The sequence below is a fragment of the Halomonas pelophila genome (assembly GCF_040196315.1).
Lineage (GTDB): Bacteria > Pseudomonadota > Gammaproteobacteria > Pseudomonadales > Halomonadaceae > Halomonas > Halomonas pelophila.
Window position 1 is genome coordinate 61,793 of record NZ_JBEGCI010000009.1, and the last position, 17,102, is coordinate 78,894.

The 17,102-nt window shown below is 70.6% G+C and carries 14 protein-coding genes; 1 reads left to right on the forward strand and 13 read right to left on the reverse strand.

The annotated features are described in order from the left end of the window. The first annotated feature begins 77 nt into the window (after positions 1-77). Positions 78-2,135 (forward strand): bifunctional tRNA (5-methylaminomethyl-2-thiouridine)(34)-methyltransferase MnmC2/FAD-dependent 5-carboxymethylaminomethyl-2-thiouridine(34) oxidoreductase MnmC1, encoded by a 2,058-nt coding sequence (gene mnmC, locus ABE957_RS11340; RefSeq protein ID WP_349758808.1) that lies wholly within the window; start codon positions 78-80, stop codon positions 2,133-2,135. 13 nt (positions 2,136-2,148) lie between these two features. On the opposite strand, the gene ABE957_RS11345 is transcribed toward mnmC, so the two are convergent. From ABE957_RS11345 to ccmA, 13 genes are all read right to left on the reverse strand, one after another. Continuing rightward, positions 2,149-2,418, reverse strand: a complete 270-nt coding sequence (locus ABE957_RS11345) for a YheU family protein (RefSeq protein WP_349758809.1) — start codon at positions 2,416-2,418, stop codon at positions 2,149-2,151. Next, the gene (ligA, locus tag ABE957_RS11350; protein WP_349758810.1) at positions 2,415-4,460 is read right to left on the reverse strand and encodes an NAD-dependent DNA ligase LigA; all 2,046 of its coding nucleotides are present in this window, start codon (positions 4,458-4,460) and stop codon (positions 2,415-2,417) included. Before ligA ends, ABE957_RS11345 begins: the two co-directional genes overlap by 4 nt. A gap of 124 nt (positions 4,461-4,584) precedes the next feature. Continuing rightward, on the reverse strand, positions 4,585-6,153 hold the full coding sequence (gene zipA, locus ABE957_RS11355; protein WP_349758811.1) for a cell division protein ZipA: 1,569 nt from the start codon (positions 6,151-6,153) through the stop codon (positions 4,585-4,587). Positions 6,154-6,379: 226 nt separating this feature from the next. Then, a complete protein-coding gene (smc, locus tag ABE957_RS11360; protein ID WP_349758812.1) occupies positions 6,380-9,874 on the reverse strand; it encodes a chromosome segregation protein SMC in 3,495 nt (1,164 codons plus the stop codon). A gap of 4 nt (positions 9,875-9,878) precedes the next feature. Continuing rightward, the gene (gene ccmI / locus ABE957_RS11365; RefSeq protein WP_349758813.1) at positions 9,879-11,138 is read right to left on the reverse strand and encodes a c-type cytochrome biogenesis protein CcmI; all 1,260 of its coding nucleotides are present in this window, start codon (positions 11,136-11,138) and stop codon (positions 9,879-9,881) included. Then, the gene (locus ABE957_RS11370; protein ID WP_349758814.1) at positions 11,135-11,605 is read right to left on the reverse strand and encodes a cytochrome c-type biogenesis protein; all 471 of its coding nucleotides are present in this window, start codon (positions 11,603-11,605) and stop codon (positions 11,135-11,137) included. The genes ccmI and ABE957_RS11370 overlap by 4 nt, the downstream gene beginning before the upstream one ends. Then, a complete protein-coding gene (locus ABE957_RS11375; RefSeq protein WP_349758815.1) occupies positions 11,593-12,123 on the reverse strand; it encodes a DsbE family thiol:disulfide interchange protein in 531 nt (176 codons plus the stop codon). The genes ABE957_RS11370 and ABE957_RS11375 overlap by 13 nt, the downstream gene beginning before the upstream one ends. Beyond that, a complete protein-coding gene (locus ABE957_RS11380; protein ID WP_432765415.1) occupies positions 12,120-14,111 on the reverse strand; it encodes a heme lyase CcmF/NrfE family subunit in 1,992 nt (663 codons plus the stop codon). Before ABE957_RS11380 ends, ABE957_RS11375 begins: the two co-directional genes overlap by 4 nt. Positions 14,112-14,135: 24 nt before the next feature. Continuing rightward, a complete protein-coding gene (gene ccmE, locus ABE957_RS11385) occupies positions 14,136-14,642 on the reverse strand; it encodes a cytochrome c maturation protein CcmE (protein WP_349758817.1) in 507 nt (168 codons plus the stop codon). Beyond that, entirely contained in the window at positions 14,632-14,856 is a 225-nt protein-coding gene (gene ccmD, locus ABE957_RS11390) for a heme exporter protein CcmD (protein WP_089848515.1), read from the reverse strand. Before ccmD ends, ccmE begins: the two co-directional genes overlap by 11 nt. After that, on the reverse strand, positions 14,856-15,596 hold the full coding sequence (locus ABE957_RS11395; RefSeq protein ID WP_349758818.1) for a heme ABC transporter permease: 741 nt from the start codon (positions 15,594-15,596) through the stop codon (positions 14,856-14,858). The genes ccmD and ABE957_RS11395 overlap by 1 nt, the downstream gene beginning before the upstream one ends. Positions 15,597-15,610: 14 nt before the next feature. Continuing rightward, positions 15,611-16,354: a heme exporter protein CcmB gene (ccmB, locus tag ABE957_RS11400; protein WP_349758819.1), complete on the reverse strand. Its 744-nt coding sequence runs from the start codon at positions 16,352-16,354 to the stop codon at positions 15,611-15,613. Further along, positions 16,341-16,985 (reverse strand): cytochrome c biogenesis heme-transporting ATPase CcmA, encoded by a 645-nt coding sequence (gene ccmA, locus ABE957_RS11405; protein WP_349758820.1) that lies wholly within the window; start codon positions 16,983-16,985, stop codon positions 16,341-16,343. Before ccmA ends, ccmB begins: the two co-directional genes overlap by 14 nt. Positions 16,986-17,102: the final 117 nt, after the last annotated feature.

Here is a 17,102-nt window from a genome sequence, read left to right on the forward strand (position 1 = left end):
CGCACTATGTATCCGCGCCCTGTATCATCGCGCCCCCTATCACCGCCCCCTGTGACCGGAACGACCGGAGCCCCGCCGTGACCGCTGCCCCCGACGCCCTGCCCCCGCTCGCCGGCCTCCAGACCGCTCGCCTGGACTGGCGACGAGACGATGGCGACGAGGAGGTGCCCCACTCCACAGCCTTCGACGACGTCTACTTCTCTCGCCATGACGGCCGCGCCGAGACCGAGCACGTCTTTATCCACGCCAACCGGCTGCCCGAGCGCTTCGCGGCCTGGCAGGAACCGCGCCCCTTCGTGATCGGCGAGACGGGCTTTGGCACCGGGCTCAACATGCTGTGTGCCTGGGCCTGCTTCGAGGCCCACGCCCCGCCGACAGCGCGGCTGCACCTGGTCTCTACCGAGAAGTTTCCCCTGGCGCGGGACGATCTCGCCCGGGCGCTCGCCGCCTGGCCGGACCTCGCCGCGCGGGCCGCCCGCCTGGTCGCCCAGTGGCCCGAGCCGGTGGCCGGCGTACACCGGCTGTGGCTCGACGACCGGGTCACCCTCGACCTGCACTTCGGCGACACCACCGAGCGGCTCGAGCGGCTCGACGGCCGGGTCGACGCCTGGTTCCTCGACGGCTTCGCGCCGTCGAAGAACCCCGAGATGTGGCGGCCCGAGCTCTTCGCCGCCCTGGCCGCCCGCTCGCGCCCCGGCGCGACCCTCGCCACCTTCACCTGCGCCGGGGTGGTCAAGCGCGGCCTCAAGGCGGTGGGCTTTACCTGGCGCAAGGTGCCGGGATTCGGCCGCAAGCGCGAGATGCTCGCCGGCGAGATCGCCGTGCCCCCCGAGGACCGGCGCCGTGCGGCCACGCCCTGGTTCACGCCCCCCGCGGCGCAGCCGGCCCGCCACGTGGTCGTGGTCGGGGCGGGCATCGCCGGCACGAGTGTGGCCGCGGCGCTGGCCCGGCGCGGCGTCGCGGTGACGCTGGTCGACCGCGAGGGCCCGGGCAGCGGCGGCTCCGGCAACGAGCAGGGGGCGCTCTACATCAAACTCGCCGCCGACACCAATCCCCAGAGCCGGGTGTATCTCGCCGGGCTGCTGCACAGCCGCCGCCTGCTCGAGACGCTCGACCCCGAGCGGGAACTATGGCGCCCCTGCGGGGTGCTGCAGCTGGCGATGAGCGACAAGGAACAGGCCCGCCAGGCGCGCTTCCTCGACCATCATCCGCTGCCCGAGCGGGTGGTCCACGGCGTCTCGGCGGACGAGGCGTCGCGGCTGTCCGGCACGCCGGTGGACCAGAACGGGCTTTACTACCCCGAGGCGGGCTGGGTGCGCCCGGCGGCGCTGTGCCGACGGCTGGCGGCCACGCCGGGGGTGGAGTGTCGCCGGGCGGAGGTGATCGACCTAACGCCGGAGGAGGACGGCTGGACGCTGGCGCTGGGCGAAGGCAAGGGCGAGGGCGAGCGGCTGGCGGCCGACCAGGTGGTAATCGCCACCGCGGCGCTCGCCAACCGCTTCGCCCAGACCGCGGCGCTGCCGCTGCAGCCGGTGCGCGGCCAGGTGAGCCGGCTGACGCTGCCCGAGGGGGCGCCGACGCTCGAGCGGGTGTTGTGCGCCGGCGGCTATGTGTCGCCGCCGCTCGACGGGACGCTCACCTTCGGCGCCACCTTCGCCCCGAACCGGGACGACACCGACGAGCGCGAGGTCGACCACGCGGCGAACCTGGCGGAACTCGAGGCCACCCTGCCGGCCTTCGTGGCCGCCCTGCGCGAGGCGGGCGCGGCACTCGACCCGGCCGAGTTGGAGGGACGGGCGGCGGTGCGCGCCGCCAGTCCCGACAAGTCGCCCTACGCGGGCCCGGTGCCGGAGGCCGAAGCCTGGGCGGCGGACTATGCCCGGCTTGCCAAGGACGCCACCCGGGTGCCCGAGACGCCGGGGCGCCACCACGGCGGCCTGTGGATCAGCGCGGCCCACGGCTCCCGGGGCTTTTCCAGCGCTCCGCTATGCGCCGAGTTGATCGCCTCACGGATCTGCGACGAGCCGCTGCCCCTGGAGGCGCCGCTGGTCGATCACCTGCACCCGGGGCGGCGGCTCATCCGCGAGCTGATCCAGGGAAAACCGTCGGCGAGAGACGCCGGAAACGGCGCGTAGAAGGGCCTGCGCCCTACCCTTCCTCGTCGTCGGCCAGGTCACGGCCGAAGGCCCGCCACTGGGCCAGGGTCATCACCTCGGTGGACTCGGTCTCGAGATCGTGGGCGATCAGCAGCTCGCCGCGGTCGAGCTGGCCCTTGAGCTGGCCGACCCAGCCGCGCATGCCCTCGCCGGTGTCGGTGGTGTCGTAGCCCTGGCGGGTAACGAAGGCCTCCAGCAGGCCGTCCAGGGTCTCCGGCGGCAGCATGCGGTAGGGCACCTCGATGAAACGATCAAAGTTCATTGGTCCGCTCCTCCCTGCTCCCATTCGGCCAGCTGCTCGAGGAAGGTGGCCTCGTCGATGACCGCCACCCCCATCTGCTCGGCCTTCTCCCGCTTGCTGCCGGCGGCGTCGCCGGCCACCACGCAGGCGGTCTTCTTCGAGACGCTGCCGGCCACCTTGGCGCCCAGCGCCTGGAGGCGGGCCTTGCCCTCGTCGCGGGTCATGCTCTCAAGCGTGCCGGTGAGCACCCAGCTCTGCCCGGCCAGGGGCTGGGGCCGCTCGCCGATCGTCTCTTCCTGCCAGCTCAGGCCGCAGGCCAGCAGGTCGTCGATGGTCTCGCGGTTGTGCGGCTGCTGGAAGAAGGTGTGCACGTGGGCGGCGACGATGGGCCCCACATCCTCCACGGCCTCCAGCGCCGCCACGTCGGCGCCCATCAGCGCCTCCAGGCCGCCGAAGTGGCGAGCCAGGTTGGCGGCGGTGGTCTCGCCCACCTCGCGGATGCCCAGGGCGAAGATGAAGCGCGCAAGCGTGGTCCGCTTGGCCTTGTCGAGGGCCGCCACCAGGTTCTCGGAGGACTTGGTGCCCATGCGCGGCAGTTCGGCCAGGCGCTCGGCCTCCAGTCGGAAGAGATCCGCCGGCGTGGTCACCCACTCACGCTCGACCAGCGTCTCGATCAGCTTCTCGCCGAGACCATCGATGTCCAGCGCCCGACGGGAGGCGAAGTGCTTCAGGGCCTCCTTGCGCTGGGCGGGGCAAAAGAGTCCGCCGGAGCAGCGCGCCACCACCTCGCCCTCCAGGTGCTCGATCTCGGAGCCGCAGGCCGGACAGTGCGCGGGGAAGACGATCGCCTCGGCATCCACCGGACGGCGCTCCGTGAGCACCCTCACCACCTTGGGGATGACGTCGCCGGCCCGGCGAATCGCCACGGTATCGCCGATCCTCACGTCGAGCCGGGCGATCTCGTCGGCGTTGTGCAGGGTGGCGTTGGAGACGGTGACGCCGGCCACCGAGACCGGCTCGAGCCTGGCCACCGGGGTGATCGCCCCGGTACGCCCGACCTGGAACTCGACGTCGTTGAGCCGGGTGGTCTCCTCCTGGGCGGGAAACTTGAAGGAGGTGGCCCAGCGCGGGGCGCGAGCGACGAAGCCGAGCTCGCGCTGCAGGCGCAGATCATCGACCTTGATCACCACCCCGTCGATGTCATAGCCGAGGCGGTCGCGCTTCTCGCCGAGCGCTCGGCAGTAGTCGATGATGCCCTCGGCGCCCTCCACCACGGCGAGCTCCTGGCTGGTGCGAAAGCCGAGGTCGCCGAGCCGGGCCATCAGCTGGCTGTGGCTGATGTCGCCCGGCTCCGGTTCGATACGCGCCACCTGGTAGGCGCTGAACTCCAGCGGCCGAGTGGCGGTGATGCGCGGGTCGAGCTGGCGCAGGCTGCCCGCGGCGGCGTTGCGCGGGTTGGCGAACACCTTGGTCTCTTCCTCCCGCGCCCGGTCGTTCAGCGCCTCGAAGCCCGCATGGCTGATGATCACCTCGCCGCGCACCTCCAGCAGGTCGGGCGGGTCGTCGCCGCGCAGCCTGAGCGGGATGGAGCGTAGGGTGCGCAGGTTGGAGGTGATGCCCTCGCCGGTGCGGCCGTCGCCCCGGGTGACGCCGGTGGTCAGCTCGCCCTGTTCGTAGACCAGCGAGACGGCGGCCCCGTCGAGCTTGGGCTCGCAGCAGAAGGCCAGCGGCTCGCCGTGGGCCTCGAGGCGGTCGGCGACGCGCCGCACGAAGGCCTTGATCTCCTCCTCGCTGAAGGCGTTGTCCAGGGAGAGCATCGGCACGGCATGCGCCACCTCGGGAAAGCCCGCATCGGGCGCGGCCCCGACCCGCTGGGTCGGCGAGTCGGCGGTCACCAGATCAGGATGCTCGGCCTCGATCTCCTGCAGGCGACGCAGCCGGCGATCGTAGTCGGCGTCGGTCAGCCTGGGCTCATCGAGCACGTAGTAGCGGTAGTTGGCGTCGTCGAGCTCGGCACGCAGGCGCGCCACTTCATCGAGAACTTCGGGATCGGCTTGGCTCATGGCGTCTCTGGTCTGGTATCACGAAGGCACGGCTATTCTCGCACACCCGCTTTTCGCCTGCCCAAACGAAACAACCCCATGATTTCATGGGGTTGTTTCACTGGTCCGCGAGGCGGCGTCGAGGCTAGTTCACCTGGTAGCGGTTGAGGCGATTGCGGCGCTCGAACTCCTGCACCCGCTGGCGCGCGAACTCCACGGTCTGGGCGGTCATCACGCTCTGATGCTCGTCCTTCAGCACGCCTCCCAGGTGACGGACGATGACCATGGCGGTCTCGACCATCGCCTCGAAGGCCGCCGCGGTGTCGCTGGCGCCCGGCAACGGCATCAGCAGGGTGATGCCCTGGGTGCGGAAATCATCCATGGCCTCGATGGGGAAGGTCCCCGGCTTGACCACGTTGACCATCGAGAACTGCAGGCGGCTGTCCGGGTCCTCGGTCTCGAAGCGGTGGAAGATCCCCATGTCGCGCCCGTAGCGCAGCCCGCAGGCCAGCATCAGGTCGAGCAGCGCCGTGCCCGAGAAGCCCTCCTCGTCACGGGACATCACGCTGATCACGAGGATCTCTTCGGCGTGACTCAGGGTCTCGCGGGCGTGCTCGGCGTTGACGTCGTGACGCAGCGCCCGCTCGAGCACCGGGTGGGCACGCACCACGTCGTCGCGCGGGGGCCGGTCGTCCCTGGCGGCCTCGACGGGTTCTTCCGTGGGCCTCTCCATGGCGGGAGCCTCGGGCTCCTGGTGCCGGCTGCGCGGCGGAGTGAAGAGCGGATCGTCACCGTCGGGGCGAGCCACCGCCTCGGCCTCGAGGCGACGACGCTCGGCCTCGCGCACGGTCTCCTCATGCTCGGCCTTCTGCCGCTGCGCCGCCTCGCGGGCGGCCTTCTCGGCGCGCGCCTGCTCCCGGCGCTGCTTTTCGTCGCGCTTGTGCTCGCGACGATCGTTCAGGGACTTCTGCAGGGAGGCGCCGAAGCGCTGCATGGAGGAGCCGACCCGCCTGGAGCCGCTCTTCAAGGAGTCGCCCATGCCCTCGAGATCCACCAGCCGATAGCGCTCCTCGTCGGCATAGCCGTCGTGATCCTCCGGATCGGCGGCCAGGGAACCGATGCCCTCGGAAACCTCATCATCCGCCCGCCTCTCGGCGCCCTCCAGGCTAGTGAGCGCTGGCTCACGGCGCTCTTCCTCGGCGGCCTCGGCACGCGGAGACGCGGGTGCATCGGCGCTTACTCGGAAGGTATCATGGTCAGTCTCATGGTCGGCGGCGTCGCGGTGGGCATGACGAGCATCGCGACGCGACGCGTCATGGCGAGCGGTCGAGGGCTCGCGCTCCTCGTCCCACTCCGCCTCTGTCGGCCGCTGGGCGTCGGCCCTGGGCACCTCGGCGTGGCGCCGGAACTCCGACAATACCCGTGACGGGCCGGGATGCTCCTGGCGCTCCAGCTTGGGCTTGGGACGCACGCCCCCTTCATCCGCCGGTCTGACGACCCGCGCCCCTCCGTTGGGCAGCTCCCAGTTGATCTCGGCCCGTCGGGCCTCGGCGTCGGGGTCCACCGCGGGCTCGGCGTGGGCGTCAGCAACGGCACTCTCGGCCTGATCCAGACGCGGTACGCGACGTTGACGCTGCAGGCGACGCACCCCATCGATGACGATGAGGGTCACCAACGCCAGCCCTAGTATGATCAGCCACTCTCTTAATTCCATGGGTCGTCATGCCTTTTGCTAAGGCGCCATGCCTGATGGTTGTCCGTCAACAGCATAGCGCGATTGCCAAAAAAAGGGCCAATTCTTTTGTTTGTCAAGTTCGGCTTTGTCATGCCGTCACCCGACCTGGCCCTTCGCAATCGCCCTTCAGGTTCCCCATGCGTCCATGCACTACCGTCTTCATTGTCATCCTTGTTAACCCGTTTACCGTTGACGTTCAAGTCCATCAGGCCTCGGCCAGGGCAGCGGCCTCCTCCACGCCCACCGAAACCAGGCGTGATACGCCCGGCTCCTGCATGGTGACACCCATCAACCGTTCCGATGCCTCCATGGCAATCTTGTTGTGGGTAATGTAGATGAACTGAACGGTATCAGACATCTCCTTCACCAGCTTGGCGTAGCGTCCGACGTTGGCATCATCCAGCGGCGCATCGACCTCATCGAGCATGCAGAAGGGCGCCGGATTGAGCTGAAAGATGGCGAAGACCATCGACAGCGCGGTGAGCGCCTTTTCGCCGCCCGAGAGCAGATGAATGGTGCTGTTCTTCTTGCCGGGAGGACGCGCCATGATGGCCACGCCGGTCTCCAGCAAATCCTCGCCGGTCAGCGTCAGCCATGCGGTTCCGCCACCGAACACTCGAGGAAAAAGTTCCTGCAGGCCGTTGTTGACTCGCTCGAAGGTGTCGCGGAATCGCGACCGTGTTTCCTGATCGATCCGGCGGATCGCCCGATCCAGCGTCTCCAGGGCCTCGCTGAGCTCGGCGTGCTGGGCCTCCAGGTAGTCGCGGCGCTCGGCCTGCTGGTCGTACTCCTCGATGGCCGCCAGGTTGATGGCGCCCAGCCGCCGGATGCGCTCGCCGACCTCCTCCAGCCGGGTCTGCCAGGCGGATTCGGTGGCATTGGGGTCGAGATGCTCGGCCAGGCTCGCGGCATCGTGGTTCAGCTCGGCGAGCTGCTCGTCCTGGGTCTCGGCCTTGAGGGCGAGGGCCTGGACCTGCATCCGCGACTCCTGCAGGCGTTCGCGGACCCCCTCAAGGTTGCGCTCGTGCCCCTGGCGGGCCTGCTCGTCCTCGCGCAGGCGCTCGACCAGCTCGGCGGCGCGGGCACGGGTCTCGTTGAGCACCCGCTCCTCGCGCTCGCGGCGGGCCAGCAGCTCGTCGAGGCGTTCGCGGCGCTCCTCGTCGGGCTCGTGGAGCCCCTCGCGGGCCTCCTCCAGCTCGGCGCAGCGCAGTTCGAGGCGCTCGCGGGCCTCGCCGGCCCGCCCCTGCTGCTCGGCCAGGCCGGTGCGCTCCGTGGCCAGCCGCTCCTGCTCGAGGGCCAGGCGCTGGGCCTGATCGGCCAGCGGGCGCTGGCGGGTGCGCAGCGCGGCCAGCCGCTCCCGGGCCTCGCGGCGCTGCCGCTCGAGACGCTCGCGGGTCTCGGCGCCCTCCTCCAGCCGGGCCATGGCCGCCTGCCACTGCTCGCGCGCCTCCTCCAGGGCCAGCATCGCCTCCTCGCGGGTTTCAGCGAGCCCCTCGAGCTCCTCGGCGAGCTCGGCGGCGCGCCCTTCGAGGTGTTCGAGTCGGCTGGCAAGCCCGCTCTCCTGCACGGCCAGCTGCTGGCGCTGCTGCTCGAGCTCGCGCTCCTCCTGGCGCGTCTGCTCCAGGGCCGCCTCGCGCTGCTCGACCCGGGCCGCGGCCGCCTCGAGACGCTGTTCCTGCTCGCAGAGTCGCGCCGCCACCTCGTCGAGGGTCTCGCGCACCTCGGCCTCGCGACGCCGGCTGACCAGCAGGGCATCGGGCCCGGCGCCGGCGCCGCGATGACGTACCCAGCCCGCGCCGAGCCAGAGGCCGTCGGGGGTGATCAGGCTCTCGCCGGCGGCGAGCCCCTCGCGCGCGGCCCAGGCCGCCTCGCGGCTCTCGACGCAGCGGATGCCGGCAAGCCACTGGCCCGCCGCCCCGGCGCCGCGCACCCGGGCGGCGAGGCTCCCCGCCGGGGCGCTGACCTCGTCGGCCTCGAGCAGGCCGAGCTCGGCCTGGGGCGGTGCCGCCATGGCCTCCTGGGACGCGTCCCGCGGCGCAAGGCGCGCGCTCAGCCAGGGCGCCAGCACCCAGGAGACCGCCTCCTCCAAGCCGGGCTCGACCTCGAGCGCCTCGCCGAGGCGCGGCCGCTCGCCCAGCCCGTGGGCGGTCAGGTGGGCGTCGAGGGCCTCGTCGTGATCGGCCAGGGCGGCCTCAATCAGGGCCTCCAGCGAGGCCAGCTCGCCCTGCAGGGTGCTGCGCCGCTGGCGGTCGGCCTCGCGGGCCTCCTCGGCCTCGCGCACCTCGCCACGGGCGGCGTCGCGTTCGGCCTGGAGCTCGCCGCGGCGCGCCTCGAGCTCGGCCAGCTGGCCCTCGAGCTCGGCGTGGCGTTCGGCGAGCTCACGCCGTTGCTCGCCGAGGCCGGCGATATCGGGGAGTTCCTCGTGCTGCTGGCGGCGGCGACGCTCGTCGGCCGCGAGGCGCTCGAGCCGGCCCTCGAGGTCGCGCAGGCGATCCTGGGCGCGCTCGGCCTCGCGGCTCTGCTCCTGCCAGCGCTCGCCGAAGCTCTCCCAGGCGGCCTCGGCCTCCTCGGCCAGCGGTTCGGCCTCTTCCAGGGCGGCCTCCAGCTCGGCGAGCTGCTCTGCCACCTCCTCCTGCTCGGGCCCCAGGGTCTCGAGGCGCTCGTCGAGACGCGCCAGGCGTTCGCCGTCGTCGTCGCCCAGGCGGGCCAGCTCGGCGAGCTCGCGGCGCGCGGCCTCGAGATCCCGGGCCAGCTGCTGGTCCCGGGAGCGGGTGTGCTCCAGGTCCTGCTCCAGGCGGGCGATGGCGGTGGTGGTCTCGTAGAAGCTCGACTGCCGACCGTCCAGCTCCTCGGCCAGGCGGTCGTGCTCGGCGCGGGCCTCCTCGAGGCGACTCTCGGCCTGACGCATGCCCAGCACCTCGCGCTCCACCGCGGTCTCGAACTCGCGGACGCGAGTCTCCTCCTCGGTCTGGCTGGCGCGCAGGGCGCGGCCGCGCAGCAGTGAAAGCTCGCCCTTGAGGCGGTGCTCCTCCTGCTTGAGGGTCTGATAGCGCCGGGCCGCCTCGGCCTGGCGCTTGAGGCGCTCGAGCTGCTTGTCGAGCTCCTCGCGGATGTCCTCCAGGCGCTCCAGGTTCTCCTGGGTGCGGCGCATGCGGTTCTCGGTCTCGCGCCGCCGCTCCTTGTACTTGGAGATGCCGGCGGCCTCCTCGAGGGTGGCGCGCAGCTCCTCGGGCCGGGCCTCGATCAGCCGCGAGATCATGCCCTGGCCAATGATGGCGTAGGAGCGCGGCCCGAGGCCGGTGCCCAGGAACAGATCGGCGATATCGCGGCGCCGGCACTTCTGGCCGTTGAAGAAGTAGCTGGACTGGGCGTCGCGGGTGACCTGACGCTTGACCGCGATCTCGGCGTACTGGGCGTAGATGCCGCCCATGGCGCCGTCGCGGTTGTCGAAGATCAGCTCGATGGAGGCCATGCCCACCGGCTTGCGGCCGGTGGAGCCGTTGAAGATGACGTCGGTCATCGACTCGCCGCGCAGGGTCTTGGCCGAGGATTCGCCCATGACCCAGCGCACGGCGTCGATGATGTTGGACTTGCCGCAGCCGTTGGGGCCGACGATGGCGGTCATGTTGCCATCGAAGGGCACCGTGACCGGGTCGACGAAGGACTTGAAGCCCGCCAGGCGGATCGATGTCAGGCGCATGGACTCACTCGACGACCCGGTCGATCACCACCTCGACGGCATCGCCGTCGATCATGCCCACCGCGACACCGCCGAGGGTGCCGACCAGGTCGCCGGGCTGCGGCGTGGCCTGTCCGCTCTGGGAGACGCGCACCGTCAGCCGCGCCGTCTCCACCTGGGAGAGCTTGGCCATCGGCGCCATGGCGTCGGCGTCGTTGAGCACCGTGGTCAGCGGCAGCTCGCCGAGGCGCGCCCGCACCACGGCCAGCGGCGGCAGCTCACCGGCGGGGTCGCGGGCCACCACGAAGACGGTGGCGTCGTCGTCGAGCCGACCGGCGAGCTCGTCGGCCAGGCTGACTCGCACGGCGATGCCCGGCCCCTCGGCGACGGCCGGCTGGGCCGGGTCGGCGTCGACCGGATCGGGAGTGACGCCCAGGCGCTGCTGGGCCACGCGGATGCCCTCGCGCAGGGCCTCGGCGGAATCCGGGTTGTTCATGCCGGCGATGGCGCGGCGCCAGCGGTCGATGGCGGTCTCGTAATCGCCGGCCTCGAAGGCCTCGATGCCGAGCATACCGAGCACCGTGGGCTGGGCGGGCTCCTCGGCCAGCACCTCGTCGACCAGCGTCTGGACCTCCTCGGTCATCTCGCGGCCGGCGGCGAAGTAGCGGATCTGGGCGAGCTCGGCGAGCAGCCAGGGCTGGCGTCCCTCCAGCGCGACCAGCCGCTCCAGGGCGCGGGTAGCCTCGGCAATGCGGCCGCTGTCGCGATAGAGCGGGAACAGTGAGCGCCAGACGTTGGGGTTGTCGGGCTGGCGCTGGGCCTGCTCCTCGAGGCGCTGGATCAGCACCGGCAGCGAGCCCTCGGGATCATTCATCACTTGCTGCTGCACGGTGTAGAGGGCGAGATCCCCCTCGGCGCCTTCGTGGAGGTACCAGGCGACGCTCGCCAGCACCACGGCCACCATCACCACCGGCACCACCAGCCGGCCGGAAGCGGCCGACGCAAGCGGGGCGCGCTCCATGCGCTCGGTGTCCTCGAGCAGGCTGCGCTCGAGCTCCAGGCGATCTTCCTCGACGCGGGCCGCATCGATCTCGCCGCGCGCGTGGGCGGCCTCCAGCGATGCCAGCCGGCGGCGATAGATGGCGAGGTTCTGTTCGGTGGTGCGGTCGTTGGCCTCGAAGTCACGCTGGGCCGCGCGCACGGTGGCGGCACGACGCAGCGGGGCTACCAGCAACCACAGGGCCGGCAGCAGCAGCACGGCCAGGGCGATCCATAGCAGGGTCATTCGTTTCTCTCGCGATTGATCAGGGCATCCAGGCGATCACGCTCCTCGGCGCTCAGTGCGCGGGCCGAGGTGCGACGACGCGCGCGTACCATCAGCACCACCACCACGGCACCGAGCAGCACCAGCGCCGCGGGCAGCCCCCACAGCAGCAGGGTGCGCCCCTCGAGGCGCGGATTGTAGAGCACGTAGTCGCCGAAGCGGCGCACCATGAAGTCGAGGATCTCCTTGTCCGAGCGGCCATCCTGGAGCTGGACGTAGACCCGGTCGCGCATGTCGCCGGCGATCGGCGAGTCGGAGTCGCCGATCGCCTGGTTCTCGCACTTGGGGCAGCGCAGGCTGGCGGTCAGGTCCTGGTAGCGCTGCTCGGTCACCGGGTCGTCGAACTGGCGGACCTCGATGCCCGCCGCCTGGGCGAGCAGCGGCAGCAGTAACAGCGCGGCCAGCAGGCCGCGGATCAGTCTCGCCATTTTTCCACCTCCGGCAGGATCGTCTCGCGCACGTCGTCCGGCTTGATGTAGCCGGTGTGGTGATAGCGGATGATGCCGTCAGCGTCGACCAGGAAGGTCTCCGGGGCGCCGTAGACGCCGAGGTCGAAGCCGAGGGTGCCCTCGGGGTCGAAGACGTTGACCTCGAAGGGGTTGCCGAACTCGGCCAGGAACTCGCGGCCCTTCTCCCGGGTGTCCTTGTAGTCGACGCCGATCAGGCGCACCCCGCGATCGGCCAGGTCGAGCAGCTGCGGCATCTCCTGCTTGCAGGTCGGGCACCACTCGCCCCAGACGTTGACCAGGGTGACCTCGCCCTCGAGCAGCGAGGCGTCGACGGTGCGCTCGGGGTCCTCCAGGGTCGCCAGCTCGAAGGCCGGGAACTCCCGGGCCATCAGCGCCGAGTCGCGATCGAAGGGATTCATCGACAGGCCCTGGTAGAGGAAGCCCCCCAGCACCAGGAAACCGAGCAGCGGCAGCAGCAGTAGCAGGCGACGCTTCATGCCGTGGCCTCCCTGGGCTCGGCCGCGGGGCCCTGCTCGGGGTCGCGGGCGGTCGCGGTGCGCCGGTAGCGGCGATCGGCCACCGCCAGGATGCCGCCGGCGGCCATCAGCAGGCCGCCCAGCCACAGCCAGCGCACGAACGGCTTGTACTGCAGGCGCATGGCCCAGCTGCCGTCCTCGAGGTCCTCGCCCATGGCGACGTAGAGGTCGCGGAACAGTCCCGGGCGCAGCGCGACATCGGTCATCGGCATGCCCCGGGCGAGGTAGAGACGCTTCTCGGGGGTCATCGCGAAACTGCGCTGGCTGTCGCCGCGGCGCACCTCGATCTCGGCGAAGTCGGCCAGGAAGTTGGGGCCGCGACGGCTGCCGAGCTCGGTCATGGTGAAGGTGTAGCCGGCGAGCTCGACGCTGTCGCCCACCCCCATGCGCACGTTGCGGTCGATGGCGTAGTTGGAGACCACGGTGACGCCGATGATGGTCACCGCCACGCCCAGGTGGCCGAGGATCATGCCCCAGTAAGCCAGCGACAGGCGCTTGGCGCCGGCCAGGCGGCCCGACGAGTGGCGCGTCTTGGCCCAGAGGTCGCGCGCCATGGGCAGCACGACCCACAGCGAGATCAGCACGCCGAGGCTCACCTGGAGGTTCCACTCGCCGCGGTAGAGCAGCGGCGCCAGCGCGCCGATGATCAGCGCCAGCAGGCCGGCCAGCCAGCTGCGCTTGAGCAGGTCACGCCCGTCGGTGCGCTTCCAGCGCGCCAGCGGCCCCAGCCCCATGAAGAGGCACAGTACCACCGTCAGCGGCACGAACAGCGCATTGAAGTAGGGCGGGCCGACGCTGATCTTGCCGAGGTTCATGGCGTCGAGCAGCAGCGGATAGACCGTGCCCAGCAGCACCGTGACGGTCATGATCACCAGCAGGATGTTGTTGATCAGCAGCAGGGCGTCACGCGACAGCCAGCTGAAGCCGACCTGGTGGCTGACTCGCGGGGCGCGCAGCGCGAACAGCAGCAGCGACAGGCCCACGGTGATGCCCAGCAGCACCAGGATGAAGAGCCCCCGGGACGGGTCGTTGGCGAAGGCGTGCACCGAGGTCAGCACCCCCGAGCGCACCAGGAAGGTACCCATCAGCGACAGCGAGAAGGTGGAGATCGCCAGCAGCACCGTCCAGCTCTTGAAGGCGCCGCGCTTCTCGGTCACCGCCAGGGAGTGGATCAACGCGGTGCCGGCGAGCCAGGGCAGCAGCGAGGCGTTCTCGACCGGGTCCCAGAACCACCAGCCGCCCCAGCCGAGTTCGTAGTAGGCCCACCAGCTGCCCAGGGCGATGCCCACGGTGAGAAACGCCCAGGCGACGTTGGTCCAGGGCCGCGCCCAGCGCGTCCAGGCGGCGTCCAGGCGGCCGCCCAGCAGGGCCGCGATGGCGAAGGCGAAGACCACCGAGAAGCCCACATAGCCCATGTAGAGCATCGGGGGATGGACGATCAGACCGAAGTCCTGCAGCAGCGGGTTCAGATCGGCGCCGTCCTGGGGCACGTTGGGCAGCAGCCGCTCGAAGGGGTTCGAGGTGACCAGCACGAAGGCCAGGAAGCCGACGCTGACCAGGCCCATCACGCCCAGCACCCGGGCCAGCATGTCCCGGGGCAGCTCACGGGAGAAGCGGCTCACCGCAAAGGTCCAGCCGCCGAGGATCAGGCTCCACAGCAGCACCGAGCCCTCGTGGTTGCCCCAGACGGCGCTGGCCTTGTAGTACCAGGGCAGCAGCGAGTTGGAGTTGTTGGCCACGTTGGCCACGCTGAAGTCGTCCAGCAGGTAGCTGGCCGTCAGGCAGGCGTAGGCGATGGCCAGGAACAGGAACTGGCCGGTGGCCATGGGGCGACCGTAGGCCATCCACAGCGGGCGACGGGTCGCCGCGCCGGCCAGCGGCATCACGCCCTGGACCAAGGCCATCAGCAGGGCAATGATCAGGGCGAAGTGGCCGATTTCGGGGATCATCAGGGTCTGCATGGACACTCCGGATCAGTTCGCGCGGGCGCCGTCATTCTGCGCCTCGAGCCGTTTGCCCACCTCGGCCGCCTGGGCCTGGTAGTCCTCCGGCGAGTAGCCGGCTTCCTCCAGCGCCTGGGCCACCTCGGGGGGCATGTAGTTCTCGTCGTGGCGAGCCAGCACCTGGTCGGCGCGCAGCCAGCCGCCCTGCTGGAGCTCACCGACCACCACCACGCCCTGCCCCTCGCGGAACAGGTCGGGCAGGATGCCGCTGTAGCGCACCTCGACGTCCTCGACGTAGTCGGTCACGGTGAACACCACCTCGAGGCTCTCGGGATCGCGCTCCACCGTGCCTTCCCGGACCATGCCGCCGGCGCGAATCTGGCGCTCCAGCGGGGCGTCGCCGGCGGTGATCTGCACCGGGCTGAAGAACAGGTTGATGTTGCTGCGCAGGGCATAGAGCGTCAGGCCCACGGCGATGGCGGCCAGCGAGACCAGCCCCAGGATCACGAACAGTTTCTGTTTGCGTTTAGCTCTCACGGGCGTGGCCCTCTTGATGTGAAACCGGTGTCGAGGCGCCGCGGCGCTGCTCGCGTCGCGCCCGGCGGCGCAGGTCGCGCAGCAGCGCCCGGCGCTCGGCGCGGGCATGGAGGACCACGCCGACCAGCAGCAGGCCGGTCAGGCCCCAGGAGGCCCACACGTAGACGCCATGGCCGCCCATGGCCAAAAAGGCCGAGAGGGAATCGAAGGCCATCAGGTCACCTCCCCGGCGAGTTCACGCACCCAGCGCTTGTTGGATTCACGACGCAGGATCTCGCTGCGCGTGCGCATCAGGGTCACCGCGATGAAGAAACAGTAGAAACCCAGCACCATGATCAGCAGCGGCGCCCACATCTCCAACGGCATGGCCGGGCGCGAGGTGACGCTGAAGGTGGCGGGCTGGTGCAGGGTGTACCACCAGTCCACCGAGTACTTGATGATGGGGATGTTGATCACGCCGACCATGGCCAGCACCGAGGCGGCGCGGGAGGCGCTGTCGCGGCTCGAGAAGGCGCCGCGCAGGGCGATCACGCCGAAGTAGAGGAACAGCAGGATCAGCATCGAGGTCAGGCGCGCATCCCACATCCACCAGGTGCCCCAGGTGGGCACGCCCCAGACCGCGCCGGAGAACAGCGCCACGAAGGTCATGGCGGCGCCCAGCGGGGCCATCATCGCCGCGGCCATGTCGGCGACCTTGATCTTCCAGACCATGAAGACGAACCCGGCGATCGCCATGCTGACGAAGATGGACTGCGCCAGGAAGGCCGCGGGCACGTGCACATAGATGATGCGAAAGCTGTTGCCCTGCTGGTAGTCGGCGGGCGCGAAGGCCAGCCCCCAGACGCTGCCGACCACGATCAGCACCGCCGCCGCCGCCCAGAACCAGGGCGAGAGCCGCGCGCTGATGCCATAGAACCACTTGGGGGATCCGAGCTTGTGTATGAAGGCCCACATGCCGATTGTCGTCCTCAACCGTTGATACTGATGCGCAGTGACGCCGCGATCGCCCAGGGGGCCAGGATCAGCGCCACTGCAAGAAGCGCCCCGAGAATCGCCAGGTGCGCCGCGACCCCCTCGCCGAAGATGGCCGCCTGCACGGCGCCGGCGCCGAAGATCAGCACCGGGATATAGAGCGGCAGCACCAGCAGCGAGAGCAGCACGCCACCCCGGGAGAGCCCCACGGTCAGCGCCGCGCCGATGGCACCGATCAGGCTCAGGCTGGCGCTGCCCAGCGCCAGCGACAGCGCCAGCACCGCATAGCTGCCCGCCGGCAGTGCCAGCATGATGCCGAGAATCGGCGCCATCAGCGCCAGCGGCAGGCCGGTCAACAGCCAGTGCACTGCCACCTTGGCCAGCGCCAGCGCCGGCAGCGGCTGGGGCGAGAGCAGCAGCTGCTCCAGGGAGCCATCCTCATAGTCGCTGCGAAACAGGCTATCCAGGGACAGCAGGGCGGCGAGCAGCGCCGCCACCCACAGAAGGCCCGGCGCGATGGTCGCCAGCAGTTCCGGGTCCGGCGAGATGCCGATCGGGAACAGGGTGATCACCAGGGCGAAGAACACCAGCGGGTTCAACACCTCGCTGCGCCGCCGCATCAGCAGCACCAGGTCGCGTTTCAGCGTTGCCCGGATTGCGACCCCGGCGCCGCCCTCGGGTTCCCGGAACAGCCGAACGGCGTCGGTTTCCCGTGCCAGGTGAGGATCAGAGTTCGGCATCGCGCGCCCCCTGACCGAGCCGGATACGCCGCAGGGCAGGCGTGTCGGCGAGTTCGTGGTGGGTCGTGACCAGCACGCAGCCGCCGCGGCGAGCATGGGCGGCCAGGCGCGCCTCGAGATCCGCGACGCCGTCGCGGTCGATGGCGGTGAACGGCTCGTCGAGCACCCACAGCGGACGCGGGATCAGCTCCAGGCGCGCCAGGGCGACGCGACGCTGCTGGCCGGCGGAGAGCTGTCCGGCGGGCAGGTCCTCGAAGCCGACCAGCCCCACGGCCGCGAGCGCCGCGAAGCGCGCCGGCTCATCGTCGGGCTCGCCCGCCAGGGCCTGGTACCAGGCGAGGTTCTCCAGCGGCGTCAGGGCCGCCTTGACCCCCGGGGCATGGCCCAGATAGAGCAGGTTGGCCAGGAAGTCCTGACGCGTCCGGCGCATGGGATGCTCGTTCCAGTAGAGCTCGCCGTCGAAGTCGGCCAGCTGCCCGGAGAGGATCTTCAGCAGGGTGGTCTTGCCACTGCCGTTGGGGCCTTCCACGCGCACGATCTCGCCGGCATGGATATCCAGGTCAAGGTCCCGGAACAGCCAGCGATCGTCCCGCTCACAGGCCAGCTTTCGGGCTTGCAGACGCAGGCTCAAGGCACTCTCCCGGCATGGATAATTGCGCCCGGAACTCTACACGGAAAGGGCCCTGGCTACCAGTCGAGCGGGTTGCGGCAGCCGGTCGCACTTGCCCTGAGTCAAGCCAGGCGTGGA